Genomic DNA, 18,613 nt, shown 5'->3' on the forward strand with positions numbered 1-18,613 from the left:
GGAGGTCGGTGCGCCGTCCCCGCGAAACACTTCATCCTGCATCGTTGGTGTCTCCAATAGCCGAAGGGATGCCCGTGGTTCCCGGGGAGGAGAGCGGCGCTCCCAGCGGTGGCTGCCCGAGCATTTCGCCCCGATGGCCTTCGGCCCGCCTCTTCTCGCAATAGTCGGTGTCGGAGCACACGAACATGCGTCCGCCGCGATCGTCGAGGACGACCTCGTCTAGATAGACGCCCTCGGCCGCGCAGAGCGCACATGGGTGCCTGAACGTCTGCACCGTGAAGGGATGATCCTCGAAATCCAGGCTCTTCACCCGCGTATGGGGCGGCACGGCATAGATGCGCTTCTCGCGGCCGGCGCCGAAGAGTTGCAGAGCTTCGCAGTCGTCGAGCTTGGGATTGTCGAATTTGGGCGTCGGCGAAGGGTCCATGACATAGCGCCCGGCGACCTCGACGGGATAGGCGTAAGTGGTGGCGATATGGCCGTGGCGCGCGATGTCCTCATAGAGCTTGACGTGCATGAGGCCGTAGTCGGCGAGCGCGTGTAGCTTGCGCGTCTCCGTCTCGCGCGGCTCCAGGAAGCGCAGGGGTTCGGGGATGGGCACCTGGTAGACCAGGACCTGGTCTGCGTTGAGTGGCGCCTCCGGCACGCGGTGACGGGTCTGGATGATGGTCGCCTCCTGCGTTGACGTCGTGGTGGCGACGCCTGCCGTCTTGGCAAAGAAACGCCGGATGGAGACGGCATTCGTGGTGTCGTCGGCACCTTGGTCGATCACCTTGAGGACGTCGTCGGGGCCGATCACCGCCGCGGTCACCTGTACGCCGCCGGTGCCCCAGCCATAGGGCATCGGCATCTCGCGCGAGGCGAAGGGGACCTGGTAGCCGGGAATGGCGATCGCCTTCAGGATCGCCCGGCGGATCATGCGCTTGGTCTGCTCGTCGAGATAGGCGAAGTTGTAGCCGTTGGAATTTTCAGTCGCGCTCATGCCGCATCCTCCGTCCTATGCGCGGCATGCTCGGCCCGCAGACGCCGCACCAGGTCGAGCTCGGCCTGGAAGTCCACGTAGTGCGGCAGCTTGAGGTGTTCGACGAAGCCCGTGGCCTGCACATTGTCGCAATGCGACATCACGAATTCCTCGTCCTGGGCGGGGGCCTTCGCTTCCTCGCCGAACTCGCGGGCACGCAAGGAGCGGTCGACCAATGCCATCGACATGGCCTTGCGCTCCGCCTGGCCGAAGACCAGTCCATAGCCGCGGGTGAACTGGGGCGGGGCCTCGGCCGATCCGGCGAACTGGTTGACCATCTGGCATTCGGTCACGGTGATCGAGCCCATCGGCACGGCAAAGCCGAGTTCCTCGGGTATGAACTCCACGTCCACCTCGCCGAGACGGATCTCGCCGACGAAGGGATGGGTGCGGCCGTAGCCGCGCTGGGTGGAGTAGGCGAGCGCGAGCAGGAAACCCTCGTCGCCGCGCGCCAGGGATTGCAGGCGAAGATCGCGGTCTGCGGGGAACTCCAACGGCTCGCGCGTCATGTCGCCGGCCGGTGTGCCCGGTTCGGGGGCAAGACTGCGTTCGATCAGATCCTCGCCGCCGAGGAGATCGCTCACGCGCGGCGTCCTCTCGCCGCTGGCGGGCTTCTCGCCCGGCGCTTCGACGTCGCCGCCCGCCGCCAGCAAGAAATCGATGAGGCGATGCGTATAGTCGAAGGTCGGCCCAAGGATCTGCCCGCCGGGGAGATCCTTGAAGGTCGCGGAGATGCGGCGGCGGATTGTCATCGCATCGGTGTCCAGCGTCACGCCATGGCCGAAGCGCGGCAGCGTGGTTCGATAGGCGCGCACCAGGAAGATCGCCTCGACGAGATCACCGCGAGCCTGCTTGATGGCGAGTGCGGCGAGGTCCCGGTCATAGAGCGAGCCTTCGGCCATGACACGATCGACGCCGAGGGCGAGTTGCTCGCGGATCTGTTCGGGCGCGAGTTCCGCGATCTCGGTGTCGCCCCGCCGGACATGCGCGAGCAGGCGATGGGCGTTGTCGATGGCCTCCTCGCCACCTTTCACCGCGACATACATTCAGGCCTCCCCACTCAGACGGGACGAACGCGGCAGAGCGGCAATGCGCCCCGGCGCGGCGAAGATGAGATCGACCCCTCGGGGGAAGAGTGCGGCATTGGCCTGCAGCTGCTGCCGGAAATCCGGCGGCAGGGGAGCAAGGTCGAGGCCGATGCGATCCTTGATGCCGGGACCCGTGAAGACGTAGGCGTCTCCCGGCGCCAGCCGGTCGACGGCGACGAGCAGCGTGGTCGAACGATCCGGATATTCATCGCTACCGGACGCGAACGCCTGGAATGAAGGGCAGGCGCCTGGGTCGCTCACAAGCGCGAAAGCCGCTTCGTCCGGCGTTTCGGCGAAGTGCGCCCCGGTGTGGAAGCCGAGATAGCGCCGCACGGCAGGCTCGGCCGCGAGCCGCTGATCGAGCCACAGCGGCGCTTCGTGGTCCGCCAACGCAAGGGCCAGCGCCGCGATCTCCGAGGAAAGCGGAGCAGGAGGTGTCAACTGCGTGGCCAGGGGCCGTGGGCATGCCGGACGGGCGAGGGCGTTCATGCAGGCGCGGAAGACGGCCTGGGATTCGAGGGCGGCGTCGGCGAAGCCGGGAGCGAGATCGATCATCAATCCTCTCCACGAACCATTGTGAAGAAGTTCACCTTCGTTGCCGCCGTCCGGCGGGCTGTCCGGGCTGCTTCTGCCGAAAGACGTTCGGCGACCGGCCGGAGCGCATCGTTCACCGCCTCGCGACGGTTCTCGTCCTGCCACAGCGCGTCGAGCAAGGCCGCGGCATTGGCCTTGGCCTGGTCTCGGCCGAGGTGATAGGCAAACCCGATCTCGCCGCTGGCGAGGCGAATGGTGGCACGCGAGGCGCTTGCCTCGCCGAGGTTGAAGGCGGCGCCGTCGCCGCCGATACGTCCCTGGAGCATCACCAGGCCTGTCTGGGTCGGGCGCAACGCTGCATGGACCGGCAGCGGGGCGAGGGCGGCAAGCACCTTGTCGAGCTCCGGCCGCGTGGCGTGGGCACACAGACGCATGGAGGCCTGCCGGGCCTTCAGGTCCGCCGCTATCTGGCGGTTCATCTCGGGAGAGGTCTCATTCATGACGAAATCGGATTCGAGCTTTGCGGCGATGTTGTCTAATGATATAGACAACTATATGAGCAACTGTGCAACGAAGCCATGACAAAACCCGCTCCGGCCCAGGAATTTTTTTCAAGTCGCGGCGACGGCATCGCCGCGTGGCGCAAGATCGCCGATCTTCTGGAAGCGGAGATCGCCGGCGGTCTGCTGCAGCCCGGCAGCCAGTTGCCCACCGAGGCGTCGCTTGCGGCCCGCTTCTCCGTGAACAGGCACACTGTGCGCCGCTCCCTGGCTGAACTCGCCGGCAAGGGATTGGTGCATACGTCGCAGGGGAGGGGGACCTTCGTGGAAGCGACGCGTCTCGCCTATCCCATCGGCGAACGCACCCGCTTCAGCCAGAATATGGCACAGGAGGGTCGCGAGCCCGGCGGCACGGTTCTCGATGCGGCGGAGATCGAGGCGGACCCGCGGCTCGCCGCACTGCTGGCCGTGCCGGTTGGCAGTGCCGTGTTGAGGCTGCATACCGCACGCCTCGCCGACGGGGTGCCGATCGCGGTCGGCCATTCCTATTTCCCGCTGCCGCGATTTGCAGGCTTCGATGCGGCCTATCGGCGGCATGGTGCCGTGACGCCCTCCTTTGCCGCCTGTGGCGTGTCGGACTACAAGCGCAGGGAAACGCGGGTCAGCGCTCGCTTCGCCTCGGCGGAGGAGGCCGCTCGGCTGGATATCGCACCGGGACGACCCGTCATGGTGGTCGACAGCGTCAATGTCGATCTCGACGGCGTGCCGATCCAGGCGACCCGGGGTGTTTTTGCGGCCGATCGCGCGGAGATCGTCCTGCAGAGCTAGACGCACTAGCCGCGATAGCTGTGCCTGCCGCCACGCGGGTCGGTCACGACCGACCCGTCCTCCGCATCCTCCAGATAGCCGGGTCCGATCGGCACCTTGCCGTGCCCGCCGGGAATGTCGAGCACATAGGTGGGTTGTCCCAGGCCGGTGAGAGTGCCGCGCAGGACCTTCATGAGGGCCTGTCCCTCGGCGATGGTGGTGCGGAAATGCCCCGTCCCCTTCGCAAGATCGCCATGGTGAAGGTAGTAGGGCTTGATGCGCAGGGTCAGCAGTGCCCGAAAGAGGTCGGTGAGGGCCTCCGGCGTATCGTTGATGCCTCGCAGGAGCACGCTCTGGCTCACCATCGCGATGCCCGCCTTCACCAGAAGCGAGCATGCCTCGCGGGCGGCGGGCGTCAGTTCGCGCACATGATTGGTGTGCAGCGCCACGAACACGGCCTTATCGCTGGCGAGGCTGTCCACCAGTTCCGACGTGATGCGTTCGGGAGCAACGACCGGCACACGGGTGTGGAAACGGATCACGCCGACATGCTCGATGGCGGAGAGCGCTTCGACGATATGTGCGATCCTGCGGGGAGACAGCGCAAAGGGATCGCCGCCCGTGAGGATGACTTCGAAGATGGCCGGATTGCCGGCGATATAGGCGAGCGCAGCCTTGAGCTCCGTGCTGGTGAGTGCATCGCCTCCCGGCCCGACCATTTCGCGCCGGAAGCAAAAGCGGCAATAGACCGGGCAGATATGCAGGGGTTTCAGCAGCACGCGGTCGGGGTAGCGGTGCACGATCCCTGGAACGGTCGAAAAGGCCTCGTCTCCGATCGGATCCGCGAGTTCGTCGGCGCTGAAGACCAACTCCTCAGCGGTCGGTACGAATTGTGCGGCAATCGGATCCTGCCGCGGCGCGTCTTCGATGAGATCGGCCATGGCGGGCGTGATCGAGACCGAGAACCGGCGGGCCACCTCCTCGATGGCGATGCGTTCCGCCAGCGCGATGAGGCCCTTGGCTTCCAGATCGGAAGCGCTCCGAAGGCTGGAATGCTTGTTCATGACCGATGTCCGAGATTGAGGGCATGCTCTTAGACGATCGCCGCCATCGACAAAAGCACAAATGGCGTATCGACCTCGACCGTCCGGCACAAAGCGCGCATCATGATACCGGGGGCACAAGGAGAATCACATGATCCGTCTGATTTCGGTTGCGCTCATATCGTCTTGCCTCGCCGTCGGCGCTGTCTCCGCCGCCCTGGCCGATGCAAGCTGTAAGGTGCAGGCAACGGACAAGAAGCTGGCAGGGGCCGCCCTGACCAGTTTCTCCAAGAAATGCGCGAAGGATGCCGCGAGTGCCTGCGAGGCGCAGGCTGCCGGCAAGAAGCTCGCCGGCGCCGCCAAGACCAGTTTCGTGAAGAAGTGCACGTCGGACGCAGTGGGTGGCTGAGGCGACGGCAGGCGGGCTTAGCGCCCGCCTGCGCTCGTTCGGCCGATGCGCTCGCCTCGCCTAGGCGTGCGGCGTGGATGCCAGGCGCAGGAAGATGCGGTCCTCCCGGCGGATGAAGTCCTCGCGTTTGGCGAAGGCGTAGTTGGCCTGGCCTTCCGGTGTGCTGCGCAGGCGTGAGCGATAGGTTTCGTAGGCCGCAAGATCCTCGATATTGTAGATGCCGAAGGCCGTCGTCGCCGATCCCTCGTGAGGAGCGTAGTAGCCGATCAGGTCTGCGCCGCAGCGCGGAATGATCTGTCCCCAGTTGCGGGCATAGGTTTCGAAGGCCTCGGTCTTGAACGGATCGATCTCGTAGCGGATGAAGCAGGTGATCATGTGGGGCTCCCGATTGACGTTGAACGGGGGCAGATCTAGCCAATTGCGATACATCGATGGTTCGGCTATGGTCGTAGTATGAAGGATGGACCTGTGATCGCGTCGGTCGCTGCCCTCATCGGCGACCCTGCCCGCGCCAACATGCTGACGGCGCTGATGGATGGTCGCGCCCTTACGGTAAGCGAACTGGCGGAGGCCGCGGGCGTGGCGCTGCAGACCGCCAGCGGTCATCTCGCCAAGCTGGATGCGGCGGGCCTGCTGACGGCCGAGAAGCAGGGAAGGCATCGTTATTTTCGCCTTTCGGGACCTGATGTCGCTCAGGTGCTCGAAGGCCTCATGGGGCTCGCGCAGCGCACGGGGGCCATACGCGTTCGGACCGGTCCGCGCGATGCGGCAATGCGGACAGCCAGGATCTGCTACGATCATCTCGCAGGAGAGCGCGGGGTGGCGCTGATGGATGGCTTCATCTGCCAGGGACTGGTGACGGACGAGGCCGACCCCGCAGTAACGCCGCAGGGCGAGCACTTCTTCTCAAGCCTTGGTCTCGACATCGCGGGGATGGCGAGGGGGCGCCGGCCGATGTGCCGCCGCTGCCTCGACTGGAGCGAACGGCGCAGTCATCTCGGCGGCGCTCTCGGTGCCGGCTTGCTCGACTGGGTGATCGGCCGGAAATGGGCGCGACGGGAGACGGGACGGGTGATCGCCTTCAGCGTCGACGGAGGAAGAGCCTTCGACGAGAAGTTCGGCCTGGCGTCCCTGGATGCAACGCCGTTCAGGGCTTTTGCGGCCGGCCGATGATGGCCAGCCTCAGACGCGAGGAAATCACGTCGATGATCGCCACCGTGACCAGGATCATGAAGATGAGCACGCCGAGCGGAGGCAGGTCGAGCACGCGCACCATCTCGGCGAGATATTGGCCGACGCCACCGGCTCCGACGATACCGATGATCGTAGCGGAACGGACGTTGGACTCGAAGAAATAGAGCACCTGGCTCGCCATCACCGGCAGCACCTGTGGGATGAGGGCGAAGCGCACCCGGTGCAGGCCGTTGCCGCCGGTGGAAATGACGCCCTCGCTCGCCTTGTCGTCGGCCGCCTCGACGGCTTCGGAAAAGAGCTTGCCCAGGGCGCCGAAATCGACGCAAACCACGGCGAGCACACCGGCGAAGGGACCGAGGCCGACGACGCCGACCCATACGAGCGCCCAGATCAGCGCATCGACCGAGCGGATGATGTCGAGGCCGCGCCGGACGGTGAAATGCACGAAGATATTGGGAATGACGTTGCGAGCCGCGAGGAACGCCACCGGCGCCGCCAGCATGGCGGCGGTGAGCGTGCCGGCAAACGCGATGGCCAGCGTTTCGACGAGGGCGCTGACAAAGAACCAGAACTTGCCCTCGGCGTTGGGCGGGAACATCTCGATCACGAAATAACCGAGCCGCGACAGGCCGCTGAAGAAGCGATCCGGCGTCACTTCGAGCCTGATCATGCCGAAGACCGCCAGCGACAGGAGGACGAGGATGACGGCGCCGACCTTGCCCCTGGTCTGCCAGGACGTCTGGAACTGCGCAGGATGACGCGCCATCACGGCCGCGAGGTCTTGGTCGAGCTGCGGCTTGCGGGGCGCCGGCCGGTTCATCTCGTGGCCTCGCTGCCGATCAGGCGATGGCGCAGTCGTTCGGTGAGCATGTCGATGGCAAAGACCGTCACGATGATCATGAGCAGGATGGCGCTGACGTCGGAATAGGCGAAGGTCCGAATGGCCACCAGCAATTCCTGGCCGATGCCGCCCATGCCGATGAAGCCCATCACGCCGGCCTCGCGTACGTTGATCTCGAAGCGGAGCAGGGAGTAGGAGGCGAAGTTGGGCAGGGTCTGCGGCAGCACCGCGAAACGGATCGTCTCGAGCCAGGAGCCCCCCGTCGCGGTCGTTCCTTCCACCGGCTTCATGTCGGCGTTCTCGACGACCTCGGAGAACAGCTTGCCCAGCGTGCCCATGGTGTGGACCGTAAGGGCCAGCACGCCGGCCATCGGACCGGACTTGAAGGCGATCAGGAAGATCATCGCGAAGACGATGGTGGGTACCGTGCGGCAGAATTCCAGCCAGCGCCGGACGATGCCGCGCGCGAGCCAATTGGCGGTGAGATTGGACGATGCCGTGAAGCAGAGCAGGAAAGCCCCCAGCGTGCCCAGCAGCGTGCCGAGATAGGCCACCAGCAGGGTGTCGGCGAGCAGGTAGAGCCATTTGCCGAAGCCCCAGTACCAGTCCTTGACGTCGGCGACGAAATTGCCGGGCGTCAGCGTGGGTGCGATGCGGCTGAAGAAGGAGGTGAAATTGCCGATATGGGCCCAGAGGAAGGCAGGCTTGGCCCCGGCTATGTAGGCGGCGAGGAAATAGAGGGCGATGCCGACGAGAAAGCCGAGCCAGACCTTGCGCCGCTTGACCGCAATGGCTGCCTGATAAGTGGCCAGCAGGGCCTTCGACTGGCCTTCGGGCAAATGGTTGATAGCCGGCAAAACGTAGTCCCCGGGTACGCGAATTAACGATCCGCTGTTGGACTCTCGATCCTACGATTGTCGGAGCGGGACTGGATCAGCCCCGCTCCGACAATCACGTGGATCCTTACTGCGTCTTGCGCAGGCTGTCGTTGAACTTCACCATTTCGACGATCGGCTCATATTCCTTGGCGGAGATCGGCGCGAGCTCGAGATCCTTGCCGTCGGAAAGCTTGTCGAAGTTGGGCTTGTCGTTCTTCGCGTAGTCGGTCAATGCAGTGGCGATCTTCTTCTTCAGATCGTCGGGCAGCGAGGACAGCACGGCATACGGGCCTTCCGGGAGGAAGGGGGTTTTGTAGATGACGCGGAAGTCGGCCTTGGTCATCAGGGTGCCGTCATCCTTCTTGAGGATGCCGCGGCTCAGCATGCGGGTGAGATTGGAGTCGTCCTCGGAATTCCAGCTGTTGGCGGCGGCGTCGGCCGTGCCCTGGGCGAGCGCGAGGACGGCATTGTCGTGGCTGCCGGCATAGAAGCTGGAGCCGAAGAAGCTGTCGATGTCGATGCCTTCGCTGTGCAGACCGTAGCGCGGGGCGTTGTTCCCTGAGGTGGAGTTGGGATCGACCAGAGCGAGTTTCTTGCCCTTGAGGTCCGCGACCGTCTTGTACGGGCTCTCAGCCTTCACGTAGATGACCGAATAGTAGCCGGTCAGGCCGTTGTTGTGGCGGGAAACGGCGACCGGCTCGGCGGCGACGCCCGTGATCACGGCGCGGGCATAGGAGGCAGGTCCGTAGAAGGCGATCTGCGCGAAGCCGGCGCGCTGGGCTTCGATGACGGCGGCGTAGTCGTTCGCGATGTTGAGCTTTACGGGCACGCCCACCTGCTTGGCCAGGTAATCGGCGAGCGGCTGATAGCGGTCGGCGGTGGTAGAGGCGTTCTCGGCCGGAATGACCGCAAGCGTCAGTTCCGGATACTGGGCCTTCCAGTCCTGGGCATAGGAGGCGGTGGCGGTGAAGCTGATGGCTGCGGCGGCAAGGCCGAGCAGCTTACGGCGCGAAAGCATGGTTCTCTCCTGTCGAGATCTGTCGTCTTTTCGGTAACGCTCTGGTTACTTCGGTTGGCGGCCCGCCTCAGGCGGCAGCGCCCGCTGGGCTGGCTTGTCCGGCCCAATTCGCATCTGTTTCGGCATCCATGACCTCGCCGGCTTCGAGGCCGTAGAGGTTGCGCGCGGCATCGGCGGTAAGCGCGGCCGGGACGTCGTCGAACACCACCTGACCCGCCGACATGCCGATCAGGCGGTCGCAGTAGGACCGTGCGAGATCGAGCGAATGCAGGTTGCAGATCACGGTGATGCCGAAATGCCTGTTGATGCGCAGCAGGGCATCCATCACCACCTTGGTATTGCGGGGATCCAGCGAGGCGATCGGCTCGTCGGCGAGGATGATCGCGGGCTCTTGGACGAGGGCGCGCGCGATGGCCACGCGTTGCTGCTGGCCGCCCGAGAGACTGTCGGCACGCTGGGCGGCGAGGTTGGCAATGTCGAACTGCTCGAGCGCGGACAGGGCCAGTGCCTTGTCCGCCTTACTCCAGAGTTGCAGAACGGCGTTCGCGGTCGAGACCTTGTTGAGGCGGCCCATCAGCACGTTGGTCAGCACGTCCAGGCGACCGATGAGGTTGAATTGCTGGAAGATCATGGCGCAGCGCGCCCGCCAGTCGCGCAGGGCCTGCCCGCGAAGGGCGGTGACCTCGATGCCATCGAAGGCGATCTTGCCTTCGGAGGGATCGACGAGGCGGTTCAGCATGCGCAGGAGAGTCGATTTGCCGGCTCCGGAACGGCCGATCACACCGATGAAGGCACCCGGCGCGATCTCCAGATTCACGTTTGAAACGGCGGTCTTGCCGCCGAAACGGCGAGATACGCCCTCGATTGCCAGCATGGAAATGCCCCCTTCGCATTTGCAGCGTGCCAGCGGTAACCCCGCCCGGTTACAGCGGGATGGCGTTTGAATGACGCTTCGATGACCTTGCCCACGTGGGATGTGTCGCAATCATGAATTGTGGGCCGTTCTTCAGCCTGTGCCGGCGGCGTTGAGCCCGGGCACCTCGTCTCCCGTCATCGAAACGTCGTCCGGCGATGGGAAGGGGACATTTTTCGAGGAGAGCACAGCCCATGGCCAAACTCGGCATCACGCCATACGTCGCCCCGACGGCCGTCGTCACGGCGAGCCGCCTCGGTCGCTATACGGAGGTCGGGGCCCGCAGCAGTCTCCTCGAAGTGGACCTCGGCGATTATTCCTATGTCGTCAACGACGCCAACATCGCCTATGCGCAGATCGGCCGTTTCGTTTCGATCGCCGCCCAGACCGGCATCAATCCGGGCAACCATCCGATGCAGCGGGCGAGCCAGGCGCACTTCACCTACCGCTCCTCGGCCTATTTCGAAGGTGAGAGCGACGAGGATGCGTTCTTCGCCTGGCGCCGCTCCCGCCTGGTGCGAATCGGCCATGATGTCTGGATCGGTCACGGCGCGGTGGTCCTCCCCGGGCGCAGCATCGGGACGGGTGCCGTGATCGGAGCCGGCGCGGTCGTCACGAAGGACGTCGAGGCCTACACCATCGTCGCGGGCAATCCAGCCAGGCCGATTCGCCGACGCTTCAGCGAAGACGTCGCCACGCGCCTCGAAGCGCTGGCCTGGTGGGATTGGCCGCACGGGACCCTGCGCATGGCCCTGCCCGATTTCCGCTCGCTCGAAGTTGAAGCGTTCCTCGACAGATATGAGGGTCTTGCCGTGGACGGGGCAATCGGTTCAATCTGAGGACATGGCCGATGCACTGCTCCATTACGAAGATTTTCCAGTCGGTGAAGTCGTCACCTACGGTTCCTACAAGCTCACGCGCGAGGCCGTCCTGGCCTTCGCCCGCGAATACGATCCACAGCCCTTCCATCTCGACGAGGAGGCGGCAAGGGATACGATCCTTGGCGGGCTGGCTGCTTCCGGGTGGCATGCCTGCTCCATCATGATGCGCCTCAACTGCGACGGTTTCCTGCTGAACTCCACATCTATGGGAGCGCCGGGGATCGACGAAGTGAAGTGGCTGGCGCCGCTCCGGCCCGACGTCACGCTGAGCGTCCGCCGAACGACGCTTGAAGCACGAACCTCGAAGAGCCGGCCCGATCTCGGTTTCGTGAAGTTCCTGTTCGAACTGATCGCGGACGAACAATCGGTGGTCACCACGCAGCTCTGCTCCATCATGTTCGGACGGAGGCAGGCGCCATGAAGTATTTCGACGATCTGGCCATCGGGGATACCGACGAGATCGGATCCTTCACCTTCTCCTCCGACAACATCAAGCGTTTCGCGCGGGAATATGATCCCCAGCGCTTTCATGTCGACGAGGCCGCCGCGGAAGCGAGCATGTATGGCGGCCTCATCGCCTCAGGCTGGCAGGTCGCTTCGATCTGGATGAAGCTCCTGGTGGTACATCAGCAGACCGAGGTCGCGCGGGCGCAGCAACTCGGCAAGCCCGTCGTCCAGCTTGGCCCTTCGCCGGGCTTCAGCAATATGGTCTGGGCCAGGCCCGTGCGCCCGGGCGACACGTTGCGTTACACCGTGCAGATCACGGCCAAGAAGGAGAGCGCTTCGCGGCCGGATTGGGGTATCGTTTCCATGCTCAGTTCAGCCATGAACCAACATGGCGAGCAGGCCTTCAGGTTTGACGGCGTGGTGTTCTGGGAGAGACGCAGATAATCGACCGCGCCGTCCGAGGCCCGGTCAGGGAGGTATTATGCTTTTGGGAGCTGTAGCCGACGATTTCACCGGCGCGAGCGACCTGGCGAACACGCTCGCCAGGGGTGGCATGCAGACGATCCAGTTCGTCGGCACGCCTGCGGGCGCTGCGCCGGCGGATTGCGAGGCGGGCGTGGTCGCCCTGAAGACGCGGTCGATCGCGGTTGCGGATGCCGTGCGCCAGTCGGTCGAGGCGGCGCGCTGGCTGCTCGATCAGGGCTGCCGGCAGTTGATCTTCAAATATTGCTCCACCTTCGATTCCACCCGCGAGGGAAATATCGGCCCTGTCGCGGAAGCCCTGCTCGATCTCACCGGCGCGGAGGTGGCGGTGGTCTGCCCGGCCTTTCCGAAGACAGGCCGCCGGCTGTTCATGGGTCATCTCTTCGTCGGTGACCGGCTTTTGAATGAATCCGGCATGGAAAGACATCCGCTCACGCCGATGACCGATCCGGACATTCGCCGCTGGCTCGGCTATCAGGCGAAAGGGGCGGTTGGTCATGTTCCCCTCGCGGCTGTGCACGAGGGGAGCGATGCGGTCGCAAGGGCTTTCGCCGCGGCGGCAGAGGCGGGCCGGCGCCTCGTCGTTGCCGATGCCGTCGAGGACGATGATCTCCTGGTCCTCGGCAAGGCCATCGCCGGCCACGGGCTGATTACCGGCGGTTCGGGCATCGCCCTGGGCCTGCCCGCCAATTTCCGCGCCCAGGGCCTGCTGGCCGACCGCGCGGCGGAACTGCCCGTCGCCCAGGGACCGGGCGTGGTACTCTGCGGATCCTGCTCGACTGCGTCGCAGCAGCAGGTGCAGGCCTATCTCGATGGCGGACCAGGGCTGAAGATCGATCCCTCGGATCTTCTTTCAGGCCGCATGTCGGCCGAGGCGGCGGCGGGCTGGGTGCGGGAACGCCAGCAATCCGGCGTGACCCCGATCGTCTATTCGACTGCGGACGCCGCGACCGTCGCCGGATCTCAGAAGGCGCATGGCAAGGCCGAGACGGCCGGGGCCATCGAGCATTTCTTCGGCGATGTCGCGCGCCGGCTGGCGGATGCGGGAACGCATCGCATCGTGGTCGGCGGCGGCGAGACGTCGGGGGCCGTGGTGGAGGCGCTCGGCGTCGGCGATCTGCACATCGGCGCCGAGATCGATCCGGGCGTGCCGGCGCTCGTCACCGAGAGGGGCGGGCCGCTCGGCCTGGCGCTCAAGAGCGGCAATTTTGGCAGCCGCGATTTCTTTGCCAAGGCATTGCGTCAGGTGGGGACGGCATGAGCGAGCAGGCACTTCGGGAGGCCATCGTGCGCTGGGGCAGGTCGCTTTTCGAGCGCGGCCTCACGGCGGGATCTTCCGGCAATCTCTCGGCGCGGACGGAGAACGGCTTCATTGCCACGCCGACCAATTCCTGCCTCGGCTTCCTCGATGCCGACAGGCTCTCGACTCTCGACGGAGAGGGACGGCACGTCGACGGGGACCTGCCCACCAAGGAATTGCCGCTGCATTTCGCCTTCTATCGCAATCGGCCGACCGCCAGGGCGGTGGTTCATCTGCACTCGACCCATGCCACGGCCCTGTCCTGCCTCGCGGACGTCGATCCCACCGATGCGATCCCGCCTATCACCCCCTATGTAGTGATGCGTGTCGGCAAGGTGCCGGTGGTGCCGTATACGCGCCCCGGCTCCCCCGAGGTCGCACCGCTCATCGACGCGGTGGCGCCGAACCACGCAGCGGTGCTCCTGCAGAACCACGGCCCCGTCGTCTCCGGGCCCTCGCTGGAGGGCGCCGTCTTCGCGATGGAGGAACTGGAGGAGACCGCCAGGCTCGTCCTTCTCACGCGGGGCATGAAGGTGCGCCTGCTCGACGCCAGCCAGATCGCCGATCTCGAACGCAACTTCAAATTGAAATGATCATGCAGAAATTCTCAGCCAATCTTGGTTTCCTCTGGCCGGACCGGCCTTTGCTTGCCCGTATCGAGGCTGCCGCGGCTGCCGGCTTCAAGGCAATCGAACTGCACTGGCCCTACGACATCCCCGCTGCCGAACTGCGCGCCACCTATGAGCGGCACGGCCTCGAAATGCTCGGCATCAATACGCCCATCGATGCCGCACGGGGAGAATTCGGCCTCGCCGCCGTGCCGGGACGCCAGCATGACTTCCGCGCGGGATTCGGCCTTGCGCTCGCTTATGCCCGCGCCATCGGCGCCGTGTCGATCCATGTCATGGCCGGGGACGTTCCTCCCGAGAAGAAGGCCGAGGCAACCCGGCAATTCCTCGACAATCTGGCCTGGGCCTGCGAGCAGGCGCCGGAACTCACGCTGCTGCTCGAGCCGCTGAACAGATATGATCGGCCAGGCTATTTCTATTCGACCAGCGGTGAGGGGGCCGCGATCATTGCGGAGGCCGGCGCGCCCAATCTGAAGCTGATGTTCGACGCCTATCACGTCGGCCGCACCGAGGGACATGTGGTGGGGAACCTGGAGCGGCATTTCGACGTGATCGGCCATGTGCAGATCGCCGCCGTTCCCACCCGAACGGAACCCGACGACGGCGAGGTTGACTACCGGGCGTTTTTCGCGGCGCTGGACCGGGTGGGCTATGCCGGCTGGGTCGGCTGCGAATACAAGCCGCGCGGCGATACCGACGCGGGGCTGAAATGGACGAAGGCGCTCGGGGTGGCGCTCTGATCGCAGCGTCTTCCCCGCCGGAGCGGATCTTCATCCATTCACGGCCATGGCCTGGAGGGGATGCGGGGAATGACGACCTCGCGGCTCGATCCAGTTCAAGGACGTTCCAGGAGGATCAGGCCGGCCGCTCCAACTCGGCGTAGAAGGCGTAACCCCGGCGGATCTTCGCCGTCTTCAACCGCAAATGCTTGCGCTGAGCGAGTTCGGCTAGCGCCTCGCCCATTTCAGCGATCGGGTGAACCTGATAGCGGGCCAGCCAAGCAAAGAGCAGGCGCTTGAACCATGCCGGCAGGTCGTCCTGCTGGCCGAAATCGACGATCAGCAGGCGCCCGCCCGGCTTGAGGCCGGCAGTGGCGCGCTCAAGCACGGCGCGCCAATCCGGGATCATGGAGAGCGTGTAGGAGATGTAGATGCGCTCGAAGCCCTGTCGCCCGAACAGCATGGGCTCGAAGCGCGTGGCATCCGCCTGGGCCACGGTAACGCGGCCGAGATCGTGGCGAGCGAGCGAATGCCTCGCCGTTTCCAGCATGGCGGTGGAGATATCGAAGCCGTAGAGCGGCGTTGCCGGATATCGCTTCGCCACGGCAACGAGATTGCGTCCCGTGCCGCAGCCGATCTCCAGGATCGCATCGCCTGCGCCCGGCTTGATCGAGGCGATCAGCCTGTCGCGGCCAAGCAGGTAATATTTACGGGTGAGATCATAGATGTAGCGCTGATAGCGATAAATCCGGTTCATCGCCTCCGCGGCCTGCGCGGAAGCCTTGATCTCCTGCTGCGCGCTCAATGGACTGTCCTGAGCTCATAGAGATGGAAGCCGCCATAGATGGCGGAACGGTCTCGCGCGGTCAACTCGCGGCACCGTTCGCGGTCGTAGGACCAGCGGGCGAGCAGATCGTCGGGAATGCGCCCCGGCAGCAGGCTGTCTTCCGCGGCCGTGCGGAAGATGACGCGGGCACCGGGCCGTGCCGTGCGGGTGATTTCGCTCCAGAGCTTGGTGAGGATCGTGTCCGTCATCCAATCCTGCGCGTCGAGCAGCACATAGGCATCGAGGCTTGCCGCGGGCTGGGCCTTGAGATGGTCGATCAGATTGACGTGGCGCACGTCGATACGGCCGGCACGGTTGCGGACGGCCTCGAAGGATGAGGCTGCGAGATAGGGCGGCACCGGACCGTCGCCCTCGGGCTTGTAGCCGCGGCCGAAGGCCTGCCAGGCGAAATAATTGTTCTTTAGGTCGAAGTCACAGGCGAGGCGTTCCAGCCTTTCGCGCAGCACGTCGGCGATCTCGCCGCCCTCCGCGGCGGCGTCGGCGAGCGCATCATATTGCGCCGGCGGAATGCCGAGGCCGTAGAGCGAGGCGCGGCGGCGGGTCAGCCACTTGATGTGGGGCCGCTCGAACAGCGGCGCGATGCGCTCGTCGAAAACGCGGCGCTGCTCGGCCAGGTCGCGCGCGGCCAGGAGATCGCCCGGATTGATGCGATGCAGCTTGCCGAGGAAATGGCCGAGGCCGATGAAGCGTCCGAGCAGGCCGTGGCGATAGAGGTTCTTCGCGAAATATCCGATGCGCCTGCGTCCGAGCGTATCGCGCCCGTCCCAGTAGGTGCGCGTCTCCTCATCCAGAAGCGGGCGCAGATGGGTCTCGTAGGCTGCGACATTGTTGCGCCGGCCGGCCCGCGCGAAGAAATCGTAGAACGCCTCGTGGCTCGGCAAATGCCGTGCCGCGGCGACCTTGAGCCTGTTCAGCGCGATATGGTGGCGGTTGAGATCGACGGCGGTGATCGAGGCGGGATTGGCGGTGAGGTAGCTCATCACATTGCAGCCGCCGGAGGCGATGGCGACGAGCCTGTCGTCCGGCTTGAGGGCGAGGGCCTCCATGTCGATCTCGGGATCCTCCCAGATCTGCGCATAGACCAGGCCGCTGAAGGCGAGGGTGAAGAGCCGGTCCTGGATGCCGCGCAACGACAGCAATTTGTGGTGTTCGACTGCCTGCTTCACATGCCCCTTCGCCGGGGCGCGTGCTTCAACCGTGCTCACATCCGCCATCCCTTGTTTCGCCGTTCGGGAAATCCGAGTTACGACGCAGGTTGTCGCGGATACGACGCGGAGGTGACGGACGGATGACAGGGCGCGCGCACCTCTCCCGTTTTCGTGGAAGCCGCCGGAAATGGGCGCCGGGATGATGCGGTACAGCGATTTCCGGACCTTCCCAGCTCGCAAACTCTGGAAGCGCCCTGGAAACCTGGTGCGTTGGGCATCACGCCGAAGCTGCCAGAGGCTCTGTTCCCAGTGCGGCGGCCATCAAGGCCCGAGTATAGGCCTCGCGGGGTGAGTCGAAGATCTGCCGGGTGGAGCCTTCCTCCACGATACGTCCCTCGCGCATGACGATGACATAGTCGGAGAGTGCGCGCACCACGGCCAGATCATGGCTGATGAAGAGGTAGGAGAGATCGTGCCTGGCCTGCAGGTCGCGCAGCAACTCCACGATCTGCTTCTGCACCGAGCGATCGAGGGCGGAGGTCGGCTCGTCCAGGATCACGACCCTGGGTTTCAGGATCATGGCCCGTGCGATGGCGATACGCTGGCGCTGGCCGCCTGAGAATTCGTGAGGATAGCGGTTGCGGGCGACGGGATCGAGGCCGACCTCCGTCAGCGCCTGGACCGCGCGCCTGTCGCGCTCGGCCGCCGACAGGTCCGGTTCATGAACCTTCAGCCCTTCGGTGACGATGGCGCCCACCGTCATGCGCGGCGACAGGGAACCGTACGGGTCCTGGAACACGAGCTGCAGGGCGCGGCGCAGAGGCCGCATGGCCGATTTGTCCGCCTGGGAGATGTCCCGGCCGTCGAAAAGGATATGCCCCTGGGCGGCATTCAGCCGGAGCAGGGCGCGTCCGAGGGTGGATTTGCCCGAACCCGATTCGCCGACGATACCGATGGTCTGCCCTCGCTGGAGGCGCAGCGAGACGCCATCCACTGCCTTGAGCTCGATGGCCGGATGGCGGCTGAACAGGCCGCCTCCGGGAAGACGGAAACTGACCCTGACGTCCCGGCCCTCCAGCAGCACCGGCGCGCCCGCCGCCGGCGGGGCCTTGCTGCCCGATGGCTCGGACGCGAGCAGCATCCGCGTGTAGGGATTGCGAGGGTGACCGAAGACATCCTCGATCGGCCCTTCCTCCACCACCTCCCCATGGCGCATGACATAAACGCGGTCGGCGAAGCGGCGCACGACGTTGAGGTCGTGGCTGATGAAGACGATCGCCATGCCCAGGCGTTCGCGCAGTTCGGCCAGCAAGGCCAGGATCTGTGCCTGTACGGTCACGTCGAGTGCCGTCGTCGGTTCGTCTGCGATCAGCACGTCCGGCTGGTTGGCGAGCGCCATGGCGATCATCACGCGCTGGCGCTGCCCGCCCGACATCTCGTGCGGAAAGGCGTCGACGCGGCGTTCCGGGTGGGGAATGCCCACCAGCCGAAGGAGATCGATCACCTTCGTGCGGGCCTGCGCGTAGCTGATCCCCTGATGGTGGACGATCGGCTCGGCGACCTGGCGGCCGATGCGATAGAGCGGATCGAGCGAAGTCATCGGCTCCTGGAAGATCATGGTGATCTTGGCGCCGCGCACCTGGTTGAGGGCTTTCGGCTTGAGCCCCAGCAATTCGCGACCGCGATACAGGGCGGACCCCGTGGCCCGTCCGTTGCCGGCGAGCAGTCCCATGGTCGCCATCATGGTCTGGCTCTTGCCGGAGCCGGACTCGCCGACGATGGCGACCGTCTCGCCCCGCCTCACCTTGATGTCGACTCCCCGGACGGCGTGGAGTTCTCCATCCGGGGTCGAGAAGCGGACGTCGAGCCCCGAAATGGCGAGTACGGTTCCGTTGTTTTCCGGCGTGCTCACG

The 18,613-nt window shown here is 65.3% G+C and carries 22 protein-coding genes; 9 read left to right on the forward strand and 13 right to left on the reverse strand.

Features of this window, described 5'->3' with window-relative positions:
* Positions 1–31: 31 nt before the first annotated feature.
* The 4 genes from AC6H34_RS17795 to phnG are packed head-to-tail and all read right to left on the reverse strand — an operon-like array spanning position 32 to position 3,143.
* A complete protein-coding gene (locus tag AC6H34_RS17795) occupies positions 32–982 on the reverse strand; it encodes an alpha-D-ribose 1-methylphosphonate 5-phosphate C-P-lyase PhnJ (protein WP_497539601.1) in 951 nt (316 codons plus the stop codon).
* The gene (locus AC6H34_RS17800; RefSeq protein WP_497539602.1) at positions 979–2,067 is read right to left on the reverse strand and encodes a carbon-phosphorus lyase complex subunit; all 1,089 of its coding nucleotides are present in this window, start codon (positions 2,065–2,067) and stop codon (positions 979–981) included. Before AC6H34_RS17800 ends, AC6H34_RS17795 begins: the two co-directional genes overlap by 4 nt.
* Positions 2,068–2,664, reverse strand: a complete 597-nt coding sequence (gene phnH, locus AC6H34_RS17805) for a phosphonate C-P lyase system protein PhnH (protein WP_497539603.1) — start codon at positions 2,662–2,664, stop codon at positions 2,068–2,070.
* Positions 2,664–3,143 (reverse strand): phosphonate C-P lyase system protein PhnG, encoded by a 480-nt coding sequence (gene phnG / locus AC6H34_RS17810; protein WP_448148581.1) that lies wholly within the window; start codon positions 3,141–3,143, stop codon positions 2,664–2,666. The genes phnH and phnG overlap by 1 nt, the downstream gene beginning before the upstream one ends.
* Positions 3,144–3,221: 78 nt before the next feature.
* Between phnG and phnF the strand changes: the two genes are divergently transcribed.
* The gene (gene phnF / locus AC6H34_RS17815) at positions 3,222–3,971 is read left to right on the forward strand and encodes a phosphonate metabolism transcriptional regulator PhnF (RefSeq protein ID WP_497539604.1); all 750 of its coding nucleotides are present in this window, start codon (positions 3,222–3,224) and stop codon (positions 3,969–3,971) included.
* Between the two features lie 5 nt (positions 3,972–3,976).
* Here the strand turns inward: phnF and AC6H34_RS17820 are convergent, their stop codons facing one another.
* Positions 3,977–5,014, reverse strand: a complete 1,038-nt coding sequence (locus tag AC6H34_RS17820) for a lysine-2,3-aminomutase-like protein (RefSeq protein ID WP_497539605.1) — start codon at positions 5,012–5,014, stop codon at positions 3,977–3,979.
* Positions 5,015–5,144: 130 nt separating this feature from the next.
* On the opposite strand from AC6H34_RS17820, the gene AC6H34_RS17825 reads away from it, so the two are divergent.
* The gene (locus tag AC6H34_RS17825; RefSeq protein WP_448148578.1) at positions 5,145–5,402 is read left to right on the forward strand and encodes a hypothetical protein; all 258 of its coding nucleotides are present in this window, start codon (positions 5,145–5,147) and stop codon (positions 5,400–5,402) included.
* A gap of 60 nt (positions 5,403–5,462) precedes the next feature.
* Here the strand turns inward: AC6H34_RS17825 and AC6H34_RS17830 are convergent, their stop codons facing one another.
* Positions 5,463–5,777: an NIPSNAP family protein gene (locus AC6H34_RS17830; RefSeq protein WP_448148577.1), complete on the reverse strand. Its 315-nt coding sequence runs from the start codon at positions 5,775–5,777 to the stop codon at positions 5,463–5,465.
* 78 nt (positions 5,778–5,855) lie between these two features.
* Between AC6H34_RS17830 and AC6H34_RS17835 the strand changes: the two genes are divergently transcribed.
* The gene (locus AC6H34_RS17835) at positions 5,856–6,575 is read left to right on the forward strand and encodes an ArsR/SmtB family transcription factor (protein ID WP_448148576.1); all 720 of its coding nucleotides are present in this window, start codon (positions 5,856–5,858) and stop codon (positions 6,573–6,575) included.
* On the opposite strand, the gene phnE (AC6H34_RS17840) is transcribed toward AC6H34_RS17835, so the two are convergent.
* The 4 genes from phnE (AC6H34_RS17840) to phnC all read right to left on the reverse strand — a co-directional run bounded on the left by phnE (AC6H34_RS17840) (position 6,550) and on the right by phnC (position 10,207).
* Positions 6,550–7,416, reverse strand: coding sequence for a phosphonate ABC transporter, permease protein PhnE (phnE, locus tag AC6H34_RS17840; RefSeq protein WP_448148575.1), 867 nt, complete (start codon positions 7,414–7,416; stop codon positions 6,550–6,552). The genes AC6H34_RS17835 and phnE (AC6H34_RS17840) overlap by 26 nt on opposite strands.
* Entirely contained in the window at positions 7,413–8,294 is an 882-nt protein-coding gene (gene phnE, locus AC6H34_RS17845; protein WP_497539606.1) for a phosphonate ABC transporter, permease protein PhnE, read from the reverse strand. Before phnE (AC6H34_RS17845) ends, phnE (AC6H34_RS17840) begins: the two co-directional genes overlap by 4 nt.
* 106 nt (positions 8,295–8,400) lie before the next feature.
* Positions 8,401–9,333, reverse strand: coding sequence for a phosphonate ABC transporter substrate-binding protein (gene phnD / locus AC6H34_RS17850; RefSeq protein WP_448148573.1), 933 nt, complete (start codon positions 9,331–9,333; stop codon positions 8,401–8,403).
* 67 nt (positions 9,334–9,400) lie between these two features.
* A complete protein-coding gene (gene phnC, locus AC6H34_RS17855) occupies positions 9,401–10,207 on the reverse strand; it encodes a phosphonate ABC transporter ATP-binding protein (RefSeq protein ID WP_497539607.1) in 807 nt (268 codons plus the stop codon).
* Positions 10,208–10,440: 233 nt separating this feature from the next.
* On the opposite strand from phnC, the gene AC6H34_RS17860 reads away from it, so the two are divergent.
* The 6 genes from AC6H34_RS17860 to AC6H34_RS17885 are packed head-to-tail and all read left to right on the forward strand — an operon-like array spanning position 10,441 to position 14,726.
* On the forward strand, positions 10,441–11,085 hold the full coding sequence (locus AC6H34_RS17860) for a DapH/DapD/GlmU-related protein (RefSeq protein ID WP_497539608.1): 645 nt from the start codon (positions 10,441–10,443) through the stop codon (positions 11,083–11,085).
* A gap of 4 nt (positions 11,086–11,089) precedes the next feature.
* Entirely contained in the window at positions 11,090–11,548 is a 459-nt protein-coding gene (locus AC6H34_RS17865) for a MaoC family dehydratase (protein ID WP_448148570.1), read from the forward strand.
* Entirely contained in the window at positions 11,545–12,018 is a 474-nt protein-coding gene (locus AC6H34_RS17870) for a MaoC family dehydratase (RefSeq protein WP_448148569.1), read from the forward strand. Before AC6H34_RS17865 ends, AC6H34_RS17870 begins: the two co-directional genes overlap by 4 nt.
* Before the next feature lie 37 nt (positions 12,019–12,055).
* Positions 12,056–13,318, forward strand: coding sequence for a 3-oxo-tetronate kinase (gene otnK, locus AC6H34_RS17875; protein WP_497539609.1), 1,263 nt, complete (start codon positions 12,056–12,058; stop codon positions 13,316–13,318).
* A complete protein-coding gene (gene otnC, locus AC6H34_RS17880; RefSeq protein ID WP_497539610.1) occupies positions 13,315–13,950 on the forward strand; it encodes a 3-oxo-tetronate 4-phosphate decarboxylase in 636 nt (211 codons plus the stop codon). The genes otnK and otnC overlap by 4 nt, the downstream gene beginning before the upstream one ends.
* A 2-nt stretch (positions 13,951–13,952) precedes the next feature.
* Positions 13,953–14,726, forward strand: a complete 774-nt coding sequence (locus tag AC6H34_RS17885) for a hydroxypyruvate isomerase family protein (RefSeq protein WP_497539611.1) — start codon at positions 13,953–13,955, stop codon at positions 14,724–14,726.
* Positions 14,727–14,841: 115 nt separating this feature from the next.
* Here the strand turns inward: AC6H34_RS17885 and AC6H34_RS17890 are convergent, their stop codons facing one another.
* The 3 genes from AC6H34_RS17890 to AC6H34_RS17900 all read right to left on the reverse strand — a co-directional run bounded on the left by AC6H34_RS17890 (position 14,842) and on the right by AC6H34_RS17900 (position 18,612).
* The gene (locus AC6H34_RS17890; RefSeq protein WP_497539612.1) at positions 14,842–15,510 is read right to left on the reverse strand and encodes a class I SAM-dependent methyltransferase; all 669 of its coding nucleotides are present in this window, start codon (positions 15,508–15,510) and stop codon (positions 14,842–14,844) included.
* Positions 15,507–16,766, reverse strand: a complete 1,260-nt coding sequence (locus AC6H34_RS17895) for a BtaA family protein (protein WP_497539613.1) — start codon at positions 16,764–16,766, stop codon at positions 15,507–15,509. The genes AC6H34_RS17890 and AC6H34_RS17895 overlap by 4 nt, the downstream gene beginning before the upstream one ends.
* 211 nt (positions 16,767–16,977) lie before the next feature.
* A complete protein-coding gene (locus AC6H34_RS17900) occupies positions 16,978–18,612 on the reverse strand; it encodes an ABC transporter ATP-binding protein (protein WP_497539614.1) in 1,635 nt (544 codons plus the stop codon).
* Position 18,613 lies beyond the last annotated feature (1 nt).

This window comes from Labrys sp. ALF-8, assembly GCF_059699065.1.

Coding starts and splice junctions, on each gene's coding strand:
- AC6H34_RS17795 (WP_497539601.1), bottom strand. CDS start 982: ATGAGCGCGACTGAAAATTCCAACGGCTACAACTTCGCCTATCTCGAC.
- AC6H34_RS17865 (WP_448148570.1), top strand. CDS start 11,090: ATGGCCGATGCACTGCTCCATTACGAAGATTTTCCAGTCGGTGAAGTC.
- phnE (WP_448148575.1), bottom strand. CDS start 7,416: ATGAACCGGCCGGCGCCCCGCAAGCCGCAGCTCGACCAAGACCTCGCG.
- AC6H34_RS17895 (WP_497539613.1), bottom strand. CDS start 16,766: ATGGCGGATGTGAGCACGGTTGAAGCACGCGCCCCGGCGAAGGGGCAT.
- otnK (WP_497539609.1), top strand. CDS start 12,056: ATGCTTTTGGGAGCTGTAGCCGACGATTTCACCGGCGCGAGCGACCTG.
- AC6H34_RS17820 (WP_497539605.1), bottom strand. CDS start 5,014: ATGAACAAGCATTCCAGCCTTCGGAGCGCTTCCGATCTGGAAGCCAAG.
- AC6H34_RS17825 (WP_448148578.1), top strand. CDS start 5,145: ATGATCCGTCTGATTTCGGTTGCGCTCATATCGTCTTGCCTCGCCGTC.
- AC6H34_RS17860 (WP_497539608.1), top strand. CDS start 10,441: ATGGCCAAACTCGGCATCACGCCATACGTCGCCCCGACGGCCGTCGTC.
- AC6H34_RS17830 (WP_448148577.1), bottom strand. CDS start 5,777: ATGATCACCTGCTTCATCCGCTACGAGATCGATCCGTTCAAGACCGAG.
- phnH (WP_497539603.1), bottom strand. CDS start 2,664: ATGATCGATCTCGCTCCCGGCTTCGCCGACGCCGCCCTCGAATCCCAG.
- AC6H34_RS17835 (WP_448148576.1), top strand. CDS start 5,856: ATGAAGGATGGACCTGTGATCGCGTCGGTCGCTGCCCTCATCGGCGAC.
- AC6H34_RS17870 (WP_448148569.1), top strand. CDS start 11,545: ATGAAGTATTTCGACGATCTGGCCATCGGGGATACCGACGAGATCGGA.
- AC6H34_RS17885 (WP_497539611.1), top strand. CDS start 13,953: ATGCAGAAATTCTCAGCCAATCTTGGTTTCCTCTGGCCGGACCGGCCT.
- phnF (WP_497539604.1), top strand. CDS start 3,222: ATGACAAAACCCGCTCCGGCCCAGGAATTTTTTTCAAGTCGCGGCGAC.
- phnD (WP_448148573.1), bottom strand. CDS start 9,333: ATGCTTTCGCGCCGTAAGCTGCTCGGCCTTGCCGCCGCAGCCATCAGC.
- phnC (WP_497539607.1), bottom strand. CDS start 10,207: ATGCTGGCAATCGAGGGCGTATCTCGCCGTTTCGGCGGCAAGACCGCC.
- phnG (WP_448148581.1), bottom strand. CDS start 3,143: ATGAATGAGACCTCTCCCGAGATGAACCGCCAGATAGCGGCGGACCTG.
- otnC (WP_497539610.1), top strand. CDS start 13,315: ATGAGCGAGCAGGCACTTCGGGAGGCCATCGTGCGCTGGGGCAGGTCG.
- AC6H34_RS17800 (WP_497539602.1), bottom strand. CDS start 2,067: ATGTATGTCGCGGTGAAAGGTGGCGAGGAGGCCATCGACAACGCCCAT.